The sequence below is a fragment of the Mesorhizobium sp. CA10 genome, assembly GCF_020165285.1.
In the GTDB taxonomy this organism is placed as follows: Bacteria; Pseudomonadota; Alphaproteobacteria; order Rhizobiales; family Rhizobiaceae; genus Mesorhizobium.
On the sequence record NZ_JAIUHV010000007.1, the window covers coordinates 136,461 to 151,376 of the forward strand.

Here is a 14,916-nt window from a genome sequence, read left to right on the forward strand (position 1 = left end):
CTCATGCCCTCCCGTTAGAGGTCAGTGCCCGGTGGATGCTCTCGGCCGCGTCGCGCCCTTGCGCCACTGCCGAGACAGTCAAATCGTCGCCGCCGAAGATGCAATCGCCTCCCGCCCAGACCTTGGCCAGCGAAGTGCGGCCTTCGGCGTCGACCTTGATGCGGCCGCCTTCGAGCTCGATCTGTTCCGCGCTGCCGTTGAGATGCGCCGGCACGAAGCTCTGGCCGATCGCCTTGAACACCTGGTCGGCATTGAGCCGCAGCGTCTCGCCGGTGCCGATAAGCTTGTCGCCGCTCATCGCCGTGTATTCAAGCTCGATGGCCGACACCTTGCCGTTCTCGGCAATGACGCGCTTGGGCTGCAGCCAATGGCGGATGGTGACGCCGTTGGCGGCGGCCAGATCTTGCTCGAACTCTGAAGCATTCATGTGCTCCTGGCCGCGCCGGTAGCAGATCGTTACTTCTTCGGCGCCGAGCAGCTTCGACTGCACCGCCGCGTCGATCGCCGTCATGCCGCCGCCGATGACGACTACGCGCCGGCCGACCGGCAGGCTGGAGAGATCGCTCGCCTGGCGCAGTTCCGAGATGAACTCGACGGCATTGGCGACGCCGTCGGCGTCCTCGCCATCGGCGCGCAGCGCGTTGACGCCGCCAAGCCCCATGCCGAGGAAAACCGCGTCGTAGTTGCGGATCAGGTCGGCAAGCTGGAAGTCGCGGCCGAGCGCCTTGCCGTTCTGGATGTCGATGCCGCCGATCGCGGTGACATAGTCCACTTCCGCCTGGGCGAAATCGTCGACGCTCTTATAGGCGGCGATGCCGTATTCGTTGAGCCCGCCGGCCTTCGGCCGCGCCTCGAGGATGGTCACATCATGGCCGTGGCGGGCAAGCCGATGCGCCGCCGCCAGCCCCGCCGGGCCGGCGCCGACCACGGCGATGCTCTTCCCGGTCGGCTCGGCGCGCTTGTAGAACTGCTTACCCTCGCCCATGGCGACATCGGTGGCATAGCGCTGCAGTCGGCCGATCTGCACCGGCTTGCCTTCGGCGACCTCGCGCACGCAGGCCTCTTCGCACAGCGTCTCGGTCGGGCAGACGCGGGCGCACATGCCGCCGAGAATATTCTGGTCGAAGATCGTCTTGGCCGAACCCAGCGGATTGCCCGTCGCGATCTGCCGAATGAATAGCGGGATGTCGATCGACGTCGGGCACGCGTTCATGCACGGCGCGTCGTAGCAGAAATAGCAGCGATCGGACTCGACCAGCGCCTCGTGATGATCAAGCGGCGGATGCAGGTCGGAAAAATTGTCGGCATATTGCTCGGAAGACAGCCGGCCGCCGGCAATGCCTTCGATGAAATGACCAGTCGCCATTCCAGTTCCCCTTGTTGTCGTTTTGGGGAAGGCTAGCACGTTTTATTTTTTTATCAATTGGTCAATTTTCGGCCAAGCCACTGTATTGTTTGCGCAAAAACATGATGAATGTAGTCATGTTATAGCCGGCTCGGCAATCTTTGCTGTGTCATGGCTTGTGACGCTGTGGCCATGGATGGACCGGATCTCGTCCGCCACCAGTTCCTGCAGCCGCCACAGATTGCGGTCATGGATGCCAAAGGTCTCGAGGTGGCTGACGGTGTTGTAGAGATATTCGGCGCCAGAGCCGACATGGCCGCAGGCGCGTGCCAGTATCTTCGCCACGCTTTCCAGCGGCTGCCCGAGCGAAGTGCCCTTGCCGGTCACGCCGACCCAGAAGCCGAGCGCCCGCAAAGACCCTTGCGCCGTTCTTACCGGAACCCAGCGGACCGAGCTGACGCTTTCGTGGTCGTCGATTTCACGCCGCAGCAATCGCTCGATCTGGGCTGGTTTCTCGCCCTCCGGCAAACGATAGATAACCCCGTCGCAGCGCCCGCCCCGTTCCAGCGCCATCATCAATCCAGGCTGCTCGCGGCTACCGCGCCAGCGCTTTATGTCGAGGCAGAACGAGCGGTGCCAGCCATGCGCGGCCGCGCGCCTTTGCTCGACCGATTCGAAGGCCGGCTTCCAGATCAACGAGCCATAGGCGAACACCCACAGCGGACCGTCGTCGGCTTCGCCGGACAGGCGCATAGCAAGCGTCCGGAAATCATCATCGCTCAGCTGTGTCCAGCTGCCATCGGGACCAGGGTCGACCTCGTCGCGATGGCACAAGGCCACGAGCTCAGGCGTGAGTGACATTCGACGCATGAAGACAGCCCCTCTTTGAGGCCAGCAAAGTCGAAAAGCGCCGGATACGCAAGATCGTGGGCCTAATGCATGTCAGCGAGAAGTGTGCAGCGGTTCCGGGTGACAACGACATGCATCAAGACAAGGACTCAAAGCGCGCCGCCTGAATCCGTTTCAGCGCTACGCGATTTAAGCCGCTTGCCGTCCTCGAATTCTGGCCCAGATGTCGGATTCCTGTCGTCAGGATCGTCCTAGGGTGTGTTGAGATTCAGGTCAGGCCGCGCCGAAACGGGGGTTTTCGAGAACCGGAGCGGAGCGTACTCAAGTACGTGAGCACCGGAAGCGCAGGAAACCGCCGTTTGCAGGCCGGCATCACCTGGACATCAACATACCTTAGGATGGATCGAACAACGATCGCTGCCCGAACCGGTGAGGAGACCGACCATGCCGAAATCCCCGCAACCTTTCTTCTGGTACGAGTTGATGACCACCGACCTCGACGCCGCCGAGGCCTTCTACACCGCCGTTGTCGGCTGGAAGGCCGAGCCTTTCGACAAGGCGCCCGGCATGCCCCGCTACATCGTCGTGAATTCCGCCGTGCGCGGCGTCGGCGGATTGATGACCCTGCCGGAGGACGCCGCCAAGATGGGCATGCCGCCCGCATGGATCGGCTATATCTACACCAAGGGACGTCGACGCCTCGACGCAAGCGCTCAAGGACGCCGGTGGTGCGGTGCATCGGGCGCCCGACGACATTCCGGGCGTCGGCCGCTTCGCCGTCGTCGCCGACCCGCAAGGCGCGACCTTCATGTTCTTGCAGCCCAATCAGCCTGAACAGCCGCCGGTGCCGGCGACCACGCTTGGCCATGTCGGCTGGCATGAGCTCTACACGTCGGACTGGAAGGCTGCCTTCGATTTCTATTCCAGCCAGTTCGGCTGGGAGAGCGCCGGCGAGTTCGACATGGGCGAGATGGGTATCTACAAAACCTTTGGCGCCGGCCCGGAATCCGGTGGCGGCATCATGAACAAGCCGCCTCAAATCCCGGTTCCCGTCTGGCAGTTCTATTTCAACGTCGACGCCATCGATGCCGCCGCCAAGCGCGTCACCGACAATGGCGGCAAGGTCATCATGGGCCCGATGGACGTGCCGAGCGGCCAGTGGATCATTCAGTGCCAGGACCCGCAAGGCGCGCATTTCGCATTGCTGGCGCCGGTGCGGTAGAATTGCCGGTCTACCCAGGGGGGCGGGCAATCGCATATGGCGCTCCCCTCTCGGCTTCGCCGAGCCACCTCTCCCCGCTTTGTCTAATTTTAGGGAAGGCACATATATTCTGTGACTGGCGTGACTGATCAGGCCGAGGCTTGATTGCCACGTGGTTCCCCCAATCCGTCGCTGCTTCGCAGCGCCACCTTTCCCCCCTCCGGAGGGAAAGGAAGCGAGCCTTGCTGGACAAGCGTTGAGGGCAAAAAAGCTTGGCGACTTTCCTCTACCCCGTCGATCGGGGGAGAGGTGGCTCGGCGAAGCCGAGACGGAGTGGGGGTCCACCAGCGCTGCATTGGACAATGCATACGCCAGGCTGCCATGCACGCAATCGTCAAAGACCAGCCGCTTGGAACGGACAAACCTATCCCGCTGGCGTCGCCCTCATAAATTGGTCACTCCGGCGTCAGCACCGCCAGCTTCAGATCGGCTTTTTTCGCACCGCTGAGCTGGACGATGGCCGCTCCGCCCTGGAGCTTGAAACGCACGCTTTTGCGAATGCCCGGGCAGGTCTTCACGCCGCTGAAAGCCGCCGATTTCACGATCTTGCCATCCTGCACGACATCGATCCAGGCCTCGTCGGACAGGCTGAACTGCAGCTCGCCTTCAGGCGGCACGGTCACATTTGCCGTCGCGCCGAAGGTGCCGGCTTTCGGTGCACGGTCAGGCGGCACTTCAAAGCTGACCGTGTCGACAGCCGCGAGCGAGAAATCCACCGCTTGGCCGACCGTCAGGGTGGCGCCGGACTGGGCGGCGGGCGCGGCCGGAAACAGGGCCTGCTCACGTTCAACCGGCCATTTGAAGGCGTCGCAGCCGGTATCCGCGGCTGCGGCGAAGCTGGTGCCTGCAAGGATTGCGAATAGGCTGAGGGCGACTTTTCTCATGGTTAAGGAACCTGCCTGGTTTGATGAGTCACCCCTATTCATACAACCATAAGGATACATATGCAACCATAGAGAGAAGAAATATGGGGATTGAAGCCATTTCCACTCACCGATTGTTGATGGCAGGCCACGGGAAGTGAGTGGTCCGTCGCCGGGCGATAATCTAAGGCCGAGCGGGATAGAACGGAGTTCTAGATGAAGCTTTTCGAAAACCTAGCTCAGTACAGCCCGCAGGCGCTGGGTGTGTTGCGTATCATGACCGCTTTGCAGTTCGTCGAACACGGCTCGCAGAAGCTGTTCAACTTCCCGGTCAGCGCCGAGCCGCACGTCCTCACCGGGCTGATGACGGCTGCCGGCATTCTCGAATTCGCCGGCGGCATCCTGCTGGCGCTCGGCCTCTTCACCCGCCCGGTCGCTTTCCTCCTGGCCGGCGAAATGGCGATCGCCTATTTCATGGCGCACATGCCGCGCGACTTCTTCCCCGTCAACAACGGCGGCGACTCGGCGATCTCCTTCTGCTTCATCTTCCTCTATCTGATCTTCGCCGGGGCCGGCGCCTTCGCGCTGGATAACCGCCGCAGCGCCTGAAGCATCGAAGGGTGCGCGCCTAGAGGTTTTTTGTTTTGACGCAATTCCGGATCGGAAACCGCTTCGCACTTTTCCTGGAATTGCTCTAGCCGCGCATCCGCTCGAAATTGGCGTCGAACAGCGGCGCCGCCTGGATGCGCGCCGCATGGCGCTTGCCGAGGATCTCGATCTCGAAACCGTCCGGTCTGTCGGCGATCTCCTTGGGCACATAGCCCATAGCGACCGACTTCTTCGAATGATGCGCATAGCCGCCCGAGGTGACCCAGCCGCGCACAACGCCGTCATGCCAGATCGCCTCGTCGCCGATCACATCGGCATCGGTGGAGTCGACGATGAAGCTGCGCAGCCTGAGCTTGCCGCCGTCTTTGCGCTCGGCAAGTGCTGCTTCCTTGCCGATGAAATCAGCCTCCTTGCCATAGGCGACGAAGCGGTCGAGCCCGGCCTCAAGCGGCCCATAGATCGGCCGGTACTCGCGCGCCCATGAGCCATAGTTCTTCTCGAGTCTCAGCGCATTGAGCGCGCGCGAGCCGAACAGGCCGATGCCTGACGCTTCGCCCGCGGCCAGCAGCGCCTGGTATGCGGCGCGCTGATATTCGGGCGCTACCCAGATCTCGTAGCCGAGATCGCCGGTGTAGCTGACGCGGCCTACCAGGCATGGCGCCATGCCGATATCCATCCGCGCAACCGCCATGAAAGGGAACGCCGCGTTGGAGACATCGGCGCGGGTGACCTTGGCGAGCACTTCCCTGGCCTTCGGTCCGGCGATCGCAAGGCCGGTGAGCTTCTGTCCCAGCGCCTCGATTTGCACCGAGCCGTCCTTCGGCAGATGCGCCTCGAACCAGCGCATGTGGTATTGCTCGGCGATGCCGGAGCCGGCGATGAACCACTCTGCGTCGTCGATGTTGGCCAAAGTGAAATCGCCGATCAGTCTGCCGTCGTCCTTCAGCATCGGCGCCAGGGTCATGCGGCCGCGCTTTGGCAGCCTGCAGGCAAGCATGCGGTCGAGCCAGGCGGCCGCGCCCTCGCCGGTCACCTTGCATTTGGCGAAGTTCGAGATCTCCGACAGGCCGACGCCGCCGCGCACCGCCGCGACTTCCTTGGCAACATGGTCGAAGTCGGTCGAGCGCCGCCAGGAAAACTCGTCCTTGACGCCATCCGGCGCATACCAGAGCGGCACTTCGAGCCCATAGGACACGCCCCATTGCGCGCCCTTGGCCGACAGCGTGTCATAGACCGGCGTCGTCTTCAGCGGCCGACCGGCCGGCAGTTCCTCATTCGGGAAGCGGATTGAGAAACGACGCGAATAATTCTCGCGCACCTTGGCGTTGGTATAGGCCATAGTCGCCCAGTCGCCGTAGCGCGCCACGTCCATCGCCCAGATGTCGGCGCCCGGATCGCCCTCGATCATCCAGTTGGAGAGCGCGAGCCCCACGCCGCCGCCCTGGCTGAATCCGGCCATGACGCCGCAGGCGACCCAGAAGCCCGGCAGGCCGCGCACCGGGCCGACCAGCGGATTGCCGTCCGGCGCAAAGGTGAAGGGGCCGTTGATGATCTGCTTGATGCCGGTTTTCTCGAAAGCGGGGAAATGGCGGAAGCCGACTTCGAGCGACGGCGCGATGCGGTCGATGTCCGGCTCCAGGAGCTCATGGCCGAAATTCCAGGGTGTCTGGAACTCGGACCAGACCTTGTTGGCCTTCTCGTAAGTGCCCATCAGCATGCCGCCGCGCTCCTGGCGCAGATAGAGCTCACCATCGAAATCGACCGCGTGTATGATCTCGGTGCCGGTCTTCTTGTTCCAGTCGGCGACTTCCGGCATGTCCTCGGTGATCAGATACATGTGCTCCATGGCCAGCACCGGCAGCTCGAGCCCGACCATGCGGCCGACCTCGCGCGCCCACAGCCCGCCGGCATTGACGACATGCTCGGCGATGATATCACCCTTGTTGGTGATGATCCGCCACAGCCCGTCGGGACGGCGCACGATGTCCTCGACCTTGGTGAAGCGCTCGACCTCGGCCCCCAGTTGCCGCGCCGCCTTGGCATAGGCATGCGTCACGCCGGACGGGTCGAGATGGCCGTCCTCCTTGTTGCGGACGGCGCCGACAAACTGGCTGGGATCGATGAGCGGCATCAGTTCCGCCGCTTCCTTGGCCGAGATCACTTCGAGGTCGATGCCGAGATAGCGGCCCTTGGACACCACGCCGCGCAGCCAGTCGAGCCGCGCTTCGGTCGCCGCTAGTAGCACGCCGCCCGTGAGGTGCACGCCGGTGGCCTGCCCCGACAGTTCCTCGATCTCCTTGTAGAGCGAGATCGTGTATTTCTGCAGCTTGGCGACGTTGGGGTCGCCGTTGATGGTGTGCATGCCGCCGGCCGCATGCCAGGTCGACCCCGACGTCAGTTCGTCGCGCTCCAGAAGCACGACGTCGGTCCAGCCATGGCGGGCAAGATGGAACAGCACCGAGCATCCGACGACACCGCCACCGATGACCACGACCTTTGCATGCGACTTCATGGACTTTTCTCGTTGGTTCAGTGAGTTGAGAGATTGAAATGAATCAGGATGGGAAGCTGTTCCCTCACGGCTCACCCTGCCCGATCGCTTCCTTGCGGCGCGCCATATAGGCTTCGAGCGCCTCGCGCACCGCGGGATCCATGGCCGGCTGGACATATTCCTCCAGCGCCTTCTTCCACAGCCGCGTCGCGCGCGCCGTCGTGTCGAGCGCACCCGCCTCCTGCCAGGCCTCGTAATTCTGCCAGTTGGAAAGCATCGGCTGGTAGAAGGCGGTGGCGTAGCGCTCCAGCGTGTGCGGCTCGCCGAAGAAGTGGCCGCCGGTCGGCACCGCGCCGAGCGCCTCGACCGCAAGCTCCGCCTCGTCGACGACGATCGGCCGCAGGAACTCCATCATGTGCTGGATCATCTCGACATCGATGATGAGCTTTTCGAACGACGCCGTCAGCCCGCCTTCCTGCCAGCCGGCGGCGTGGTAGACGAGATTGCCGTGGCCGAGCACCGCGCCCCACAGCGCCATCAGCGTCTCGTAGGCGCCCTGCGCATCGGCGGCATTGGAGGCCGAGCCAGGCGTCGTGCGGTAAGGCAATTTGTAACGCCGCGCCAACTGCCCGGAAGCGATGTTGGCCTTGGTGTTCTCCGGCGTGCCGAAGGCGGGCGCGCCCGACTTCATGTCGACATTGGAGGTGAAGGCGCCATACATCACCGGCGCACCCGGACGCACCAGCTGCGTCAGCACGATGCCGAACAGCGCTTCGGCATTCTGCTGCGCCAGCGCGCCGGCCAGCGTCACCGGGCTCATCGCCCCCATCAGCGTGAACGGCGTCACCGCTACCGACTGGCCGTATTCGGCCATGGTCATCAGCCCTTCGGCCATCATCTCGTCGAAGCGGCGCGGCGAGTTGACCGAAATGATGGTGGTGACGCCGGGGTCCTCTCCCATGTGCTCAAGCGTCAGCCCGCGCGCGATCGCCATCATCTCGATGCCGTCCAGCGCCCTGCCCCGCCCGATCGCCGAGACGTGGAAGCATTTGTCGGTCAGCGTCAGATTGGCGAAATAGGTATCCATATGCCTGGTGTTCGCCGGCAGCTCGACCGGGGCGCAGACCTGGTTGCCAAGCATGTGGATGCAGTTGAAATGCTGCGCCAGCCGGACGAGGTCCGAGTAGTCGGCAAGGTTGCCGGCGCGGCGGCCGCGTTCCATGTCATGCACATTGGGCGGCCCGGCGACGAGCGTGAAGTTGATGGTGCTGCCGCCAAGATGGATGGCGTGGTCCGGGTTTCGGGGCGTCAGCGTATAGGCCGAGCGCGTCGACTTCAGCGCCTCCTCGACCATGCCGCGATCGATGCGCACATTCATCGAGCCGTGGTCGACTTTGGCGCCGGCGCGCTCGAACAGCGAGAGGGCGCGTGCGCTCATCACCTCGATGCCGAAATTCTCCAGTATGTGCATCGATGCCTGGTGGATGGCTTCGATCTGCTCGGCCGACAGCAGCGCCATCGGCGGATAGGGATTGTCCACCCGCCGCGCCGGCAGTTGCGGGATGGCGGCTGGTCCCCGGTTGCTGGTGCGCTCGGCGCCGCGCTTGCGTCTTGGTTCGCTCATGCGCGCATCAGAGCGCCGGCATCGCATGCGAGCTGTCAGGAATTCGTCATTTGCCGGCGCGATTTTAGCCAAGGCGGCATTTTTCAAAATCGGGGAAAAGAATAGCGACACAAGCGGTCGCAATATCGATATTCGGCTTTTCGCGCTTCCCGCGCCCGCGTTAAGGAAGCGCGCAACACTCCTTTTATGATTTCGGCCTATTCGTCTTCCAATGCGTAGGTCGAGTTTTAGTAAAATTGTCGCTGTCTCCGTGCTGCTGGCGCTTTCGGCCTGCGCGACAGCGCCCAGTCACATCAACAATGTTTGCGCCGTCTTCGACCAGAATGACGGCTGGTTCGACAACTGGCAGTCCGCCGCCGAACGGACCGAGCGGAAATACGGCGTTCCCGTCCCCGTGCTGATGGCGACGGTGCGCAAGGAATCCGGCTTCAAGAGCAATGCCCGCCCGCCGCGCACCAAGCTGCTCGGCTTCATCCCGTGGACGCATGTCTCGAGCGCCACCGGCTACTCGCAGGCGCTCGACGGCACATGGTCGCAATATCAAAGCGAGACCGGCAACTGGGCGGCGCGCCGCACGCGCTTTGCCGACGCCATCGATTTCGTCGGCTGGTACCACTCAAAGACGGCCGACACGTTCGGCATCGCCCGCAACGACACCTACAATCTCTATCTGGCCTATTATCTCGGCTGGACCGCCTATGGCCGCGGCAACCGCGGCGATGGCGGCGTTCAAAACTACGCGCGCGCCACCGATCAGATGGCCCGCGATTACGCCGCGCAGATGCGGCAGTGCGGCACCTAGTTCCTCAACACGGTGATTTTGAAAGATTGAAGGCTTGTCGGGCAAGGCTATCAACGCAAACGCTGGCGATGAGCTGAAGGCTCCTGAATCTCGTCATTCTAGGGCGGAGCAAGGAGCGTAGCGACGCGCGCAGACCCTAGAATCCATTCCGTTACCTAGACCGAAGTGTGCAACGGTGCAGAATTTCTGGGCCGCCGCGGCGCTTCCATGTCACGGCATGGATCCTCGGGTCTGCGCGCGTCGCTTCGCTCCTTGCTCCGCCCGTGGATGACGATCGCGATAGGCGTCTCGGCCAATCGCCAAGGCATGGGCTTTGCCAACGCACACATAACCAACCGGTCAAAACTTCTATGTTAAGGAACCGGGTCTAGTGCCGCCTTGTCGTGTCCTTCGGCCTTGAGACACCGGTTTCCGAATCCTCGTCGCGCACTTCGTGGCGACGGGCTTTGAGCACCTCGTCGTTCTCCTCGACGCCCTTTCCGATCGCATCGGCCTCCGCGCTGGCGTTTTTGCCGTCGGGACGCTGCGGCGGCGAACCGGCAAAGCCTGGCCCCTCGCCATGCGGCGCATCATCCGGCACTCCTTCACGCGCGGCATGTTCCCTGTCGAACTTGATGACCGGCTCCATCTTGGCCAGGACATCGTCCGAGAGCCAGCACAGGCTCATATGGCCGTCGCCGAGATTCTTCACCGGCGGCACCTTGGTCTCGCACAGATTGTCGGGCACCAGCTTCTTGTAGCCGCAGCGCGTCTGGAACGGGCAGCCGGTCGGCGGGTTCATCGCCGACGGGATGTCGCCTTCCAGCACGATGTGCTTCTTGACCACGCTGGTGTCGGCGATCGGGATCGCCGACAGCAATGCCTCGGTATAGGGGTGGTAAGGCGGCGAGAAGATCTGATCGGTCGTGCCCTGCTCGACGATGTAGCCGAGATACATGACGACGACGCGGTCGGCGATGTAGCGCACCACCGACAGATCGTGGCTGATGAACAGCATCGTGGTCTTGTTCTTGCGCTGGATGTCCATCAACAGCTCGGTCACCGCCGCCTGCACCGAGACGTCGAGCGCCGAGACCGGCTCGTCGGCCACTACCACCTTGGCGTCGCCGGCAAAGGCGCGCGCGACGCCGATACGCTGCTTCTGCCCGCCCGACAACTGGCGCGGCTTGCGCGTTTCGAAGGCGCGCGGCAGCTTCACCAGGTCGAGCAGTTCCAGCATCCGCTGGCGCCGCTCGGCGACTGTCCTGCCGACTTTGAACTTCTCCAGCGTGCGGATGATCTGCGAGCCGACCGTGTGGCTGGGGTTCAGCGTGTCGAACGGATTCTGGAACACCATCTGGATCGAAGACACCGTCTCGACATTGCGGCGCTCGATGCCGGTCGACTGGATCTCCTTGTTGCCCAGCGTCACGGTGCCGGAGCTTGCGGTCTCCAATCCCAGAAGCACCTTGGCGAGCGTCGACTTGCCGCAGCCGGATTCGCCGACGATCGCGACCGTCTCGGATTCGCGCGCGGTGAACGAGATCGTCTCGTTGGCCTTGACGACGCGGCCTTCGCTGGAGCCGAAAACCTCGCTGCCGCCGACCTTGTAGTATTTCTTGAGATCGTCGATCTTGAGCACCGGCGCGCCGGGCTCGACCTTTTCGTTGACCTTCTTGGCACCGGGCGGCAGCGCCTCCCAGTCGATCTCGTTGAACCGCACGCAGCGCGAGAAATGGCCCTCATGGCCCTCGACCGGGATCATCGGGATTTCCGCGGCGTTGCAGACGCCCTCGACGAAATGGTGGCAGCGTGGCCCGAAATTGCAGCCCTTCGGCCGCTCATGCGGCAGCGGCAACTGTCCAGGAATGGAGATCAGCGGCCGCGAGTTCTTGTCGGCGCCAGGCAGCGGGATCGAGCGGAACAGCCCTTGCGTGTAGGGATGGCGCATCCGGTCGAACACGTCCTCGATCTTGCCGGTCTCGACCGCCTCGCCCGAATACATCACCGTGATCTTGTCACAGGTCTCGAGGATAAGGCCGAGATTGTGCGACACGAAGATCATCGAGGTGCCGAACTTATCGCCCAGACCTTTGACCAGCTCGACGATGCCGGCCTCGACCGTGACGTCGAGCGCCGTCGTCGGCTCGTCGAGCAACAAGAGCGCCGGTTTGGAAAGCAGCGCCATGGCGATCACGATGCGCTGCTGCTGCCCGCCCGACAGCTGGTGCGGATAGGAGCGCATCATGCGCTCCGGGTCGGGCAGCTTCACCGCCCGCACCATCTCCAGGGCGCGGTTGTAGGCCTCTTCCTTAGACACCTTGTCGTGGATCAGCGGCACTTCCATCAGCTGCTGGCCGATCTTCATCGCCGGATTGAGGCTCGCCATCGGCTCCTGGTAGATCATGGCGATCTTGTTGCCGCGGATCGAGCGCAGCTCATCCTCGGAGAGCTCGCCCATGTCCTTGCCCTGGAACTTGATCTTTCCGCCGACGATCTTCCCGATGTTGGAGAGGTCGCGCATGATGCCGAGCGACACGGTCGACTTGCCGCAGCCGGACTCGCCGACGATGCCCATCGCCTCGCCGGGCATGACCGTGCAGGAAAAATCCATCACGGCCGGGATCTCGCCCTTGCGGGTGAAGAAGGAGATCGAGAGGTTCTCGATCTCGATGATCGGCTGACTGGTCGCCTTGGCTGGATCTCGAACTGCCTCGTTCATGGGTCGCTCCAATCCTTGGTCCTTGGAAGATGGGGCCGAAAACCCCGCCATCAATCTTTCATCGACTGTTCACGCAGCGAATCCGCCAACAGGTTCAGCCCCAGCACGAACGACATCAGCGCGATGGTCGGCGGCAGCGCCGGGTGGATGAAGGACCGCAAGAGGCGGCTGGCGTCCTTGATCGCTGTGCCCCAGTCGGGGCTTTCCGGCGCCAGGCCCAGGCCGAAATAGCCGAGCGTCCCGAGCAGGATCGTCGTGTAGCCGATGCGCAGGCAGGCATCGACGATCAGCGGACCGCGCGCATTGGGCAGGATCTCCCACAGCATGATGTACCAGGGCGATTCACCGCGCGTCTGCGCCGCCGCCACGTAGTCGCGCGTCTTGATGTCCATGGTCAGCCCGCGCACGATGCGGAACACGCCAGGGCTTGAGGCGAACACCACCGCCACGAAGATGTTGAGCTGGTTGGGATCGATGTGGACGATGCGCAGCGGATCCTTGTCGAAGACGAGGCCCGTATAGATCCAGCCGCCTAGGACCAGCGTGATGCCGAGCAGGATATAGAGCCGGTCCGGCCGGTTCTTGTAGCGGGTCCAGAACAGCACGCAGAAGAATATGATCGGGAACAGGAAGAACAGTCCCGCCATCCCATAGGGGATCGGCGTGTCCATGATGCCCGGCGTCACCAGCAGGTAGAACAGGAGGATGACCGGGAAGGCCAGCACCAGATTGGCAAGGAACGACAAGAGCGTGTCGATCTTGCCGCCATAATAACCGGCCGGCAGGCCGAGCGTGATGCCGACCATCAGCGCGAAGCCGGTGGCGGCCGGCGCGATGATCAGCACGATCTGGCTGCCATAGACCATGCGCGAGAACACGTCGCGGGCAAGCTTGTCGCCGCCGAAATAATAGACGAGCTTCGACGCCGGCTCGATCGCCCCGGGCAGCGTGTCCTTCATCACCGAGACCTGTGCCAGCGGATCGAAGGGCGAGATGGTGGAGGCGAAGATCGCCGTGAACAGCCAGAACAGGCAGATGAAGACGCCGGCGATGCCGACGCCGCTGTCGAAGAGCTGGCCGTAGAGCCCGAGCCGCTTCTTGTAGGTAAAGCTGGCGCCCATCACCAGGATGAGCCCGACCCACACCGGCCAGAACCGCCAGAGCACGCCGATAACCACGTTGAAGGCGCTGATATATTCGGTTTGCATCGGCTCCTGCCCCTACTGAACCCTGATACGCGGATTTAGAAACGCGTAGCCGACGTCGGAAATCAGCTGCGTGATCAGCACGATGAACACCGAGACCAGCGAGCAGCCGAGCAGCAGGTCGATGTCGTTGTTGCCGGCTGCCTCGACCAGCGTGTAGCCGAAACCCTGGTAGCGGAACATCACCTCGACGATGACGACGCCGGTGAGCAGCCATGGGAACTGCAGCATGATGACGGTGAAGGGCGCAATCAGCGCGTTGCGCAACGCATGCTTGATGACCACGCTGCTGAAGGACAGGCCCTTCAGCCGGGCGGTGCGGATATATTGCTGCGTCATCACCTCGACCATCGAGGCGCGTGTCATGCGCGCGATATAGCCGATACCGTAGATCGCCAGCGTGATCACCGGCAGCGTGAAATTATAGAAGGTGATGCCCTGGCTGGCGGACGCCGCCGAGCCGTTCAGCCAGCCGAGCCAGGATGCGAAGATGACGGTGAAGATGACGCCCGACACATATTCGGGCGTCGCCGTCGAGGCGATCGAGGCCACCGACAGCACGCGGTCGGTGCGCGAGCCCTCGCGCATGCCGGCGAGAATGCCGATCAGCAGCGAGATCGGCACCATCACCGCCAGCACCCAGAACATTAACAATCCGGTGGCGCCGAGGGCCGGGAACAGCTTGGCCGCGACCGTCGTCTTGAACTTGGTCGAGCAGCCGAAATCGCCCTGCAGGACGCCGGAGAATTGCGGCTCGGCCGGGTCGTTGCAGAACGAGAAGCGCTGCGTCGTCTTGCCGGTCGCCGGATCGGTGATCGGATGCTTCGGCAGGACACCCAGCCACTGGCCGTAGCGCACGAAGAAGTTCTGCCGGTAGCCATGATTGACCAGCCAGCTTTCGAGCTGGTCGGCTGGCGTATGCATCTCGGTCTGGCTGATCGCCAGTTTCTTCAGATTGGGCTCGAGATTGACGAGAAAGAAAACGACCAGCGTCAGGCACAGCATCGTGAGCAGTATCGTGCCGATGCGTCTGGCGATGAATGAGAACATGTGCCCCCCTGCCGGCCGGGTTGGGGTCAGATACGCTCAACCCTGTTTCGAAAAGCGGATGACGCCCCGCCGCCGCTGCAGGATATGCAACGGCAACGAAGCTGCAAATACGAGGG

General features: G+C 63.1%; 10 protein-coding genes and 1 pseudogene. 3 read left to right on the forward strand and 8 right to left on the reverse strand.

Translation table 11 applies throughout. From position 1 onward, the window contains the following. Position 1: 1 nt before the first annotated feature. Both LB535_RS16665 and LB535_RS16670 read right to left on the reverse strand, forming a co-directional pair. Positions 2 to 1,366 carry an NAD(P)-dependent oxidoreductase gene (locus LB535_RS16665; protein ID WP_224632982.1) on the reverse strand — a complete coding sequence of 455 codons (1,365 nt, stop codon included), beginning with the start codon at positions 1,364 to 1,366 and terminating at the stop codon, positions 2 to 4. Positions 1,367 to 1,480: 114 nt separating this feature from the next. Next, a complete protein-coding gene (locus tag LB535_RS16670; RefSeq protein ID WP_224632983.1) occupies positions 1,481 to 2,215 on the reverse strand; it encodes a gamma-glutamylcyclotransferase in 735 nt (244 codons plus the stop codon). Between the two features lie 423 nt (positions 2,216 to 2,638). Here LB535_RS16670 and LB535_RS16675 point away from each other — a divergent pair. Next, a pseudogene (locus LB535_RS16675) lies at positions 2,639 to 3,416 on the forward strand (VOC family protein). A 434-nt stretch (positions 3,417 to 3,850) separates the two neighbouring features. On the opposite strand, the gene LB535_RS16680 reads toward LB535_RS16675, so the two are convergent. After that, complete coding sequence (locus LB535_RS16680) at positions 3,851 to 4,399, reverse strand: hypothetical protein (RefSeq protein WP_224632984.1); 549 nt, start codon at positions 4,397 to 4,399, stop codon at positions 3,851 to 3,853. Between the two features lie 135 nt (positions 4,400 to 4,534). Here LB535_RS16680 and LB535_RS16685 point away from each other — a divergent pair, with 135 nt between their 5' ends. Beyond that, a complete protein-coding gene (locus LB535_RS16685; RefSeq protein WP_224632985.1) occupies positions 4,535 to 4,927 on the forward strand; it encodes a DoxX family protein in 393 nt (130 codons plus the stop codon). An 85-nt stretch (positions 4,928 to 5,012) separates the two neighbouring features. On the opposite strand, the gene LB535_RS16690 is transcribed toward LB535_RS16685, so the two are convergent. Continuing rightward, positions 5,013 to 7,439: an FAD-dependent oxidoreductase gene (locus LB535_RS16690; protein WP_224632986.1), complete on the reverse strand. Its 2,427-nt coding sequence runs from the start codon at positions 7,437 to 7,439 to the stop codon at positions 5,013 to 5,015. Positions 7,440 to 7,503: 64 nt separating this feature from the next. Continuing rightward, the gene (locus LB535_RS16695) at positions 7,504 to 9,042 is read right to left on the reverse strand and encodes a trimethylamine methyltransferase family protein (protein ID WP_224632987.1); all 1,539 of its coding nucleotides are present in this window, start codon (positions 9,040 to 9,042) and stop codon (positions 7,504 to 7,506) included. A gap of 211 nt (positions 9,043 to 9,253) precedes the next feature. Between LB535_RS16695 and LB535_RS16700 the strand changes: the two genes are divergently transcribed. Continuing rightward, positions 9,254 to 9,844, forward strand: coding sequence for a hypothetical protein (locus LB535_RS16700; protein ID WP_224632988.1), 591 nt, complete (start codon positions 9,254 to 9,256; stop codon positions 9,842 to 9,844). A gap of 367 nt (positions 9,845 to 10,211) precedes the next feature. On the opposite strand, the gene LB535_RS16705 is transcribed toward LB535_RS16700, so the two are convergent. The 3 genes from LB535_RS16705 to LB535_RS16715 are packed head-to-tail and all read right to left on the reverse strand — an operon-like array spanning position 10,212 to position 14,800. Continuing rightward, positions 10,212 to 12,545, reverse strand: a complete 2,334-nt coding sequence (locus tag LB535_RS16705; RefSeq protein WP_224632989.1) for an ABC transporter ATP-binding protein — start codon at positions 12,543 to 12,545, stop codon at positions 10,212 to 10,214. 50 nt (positions 12,546 to 12,595) lie between these two features. Further along, positions 12,596 to 13,753: an ABC transporter permease gene (locus LB535_RS16710; protein ID WP_140839587.1), complete on the reverse strand. Its 1,158-nt coding sequence runs from the start codon at positions 13,751 to 13,753 to the stop codon at positions 12,596 to 12,598. 12 nt (positions 13,754 to 13,765) lie between these two features. Further along, on the reverse strand, positions 13,766 to 14,800 hold the full coding sequence (locus tag LB535_RS16715; protein ID WP_095768933.1) for an ABC transporter permease: 1,035 nt from the start codon (positions 14,798 to 14,800) through the stop codon (positions 13,766 to 13,768). Positions 14,801 to 14,916: the final 116 nt, after the last annotated feature.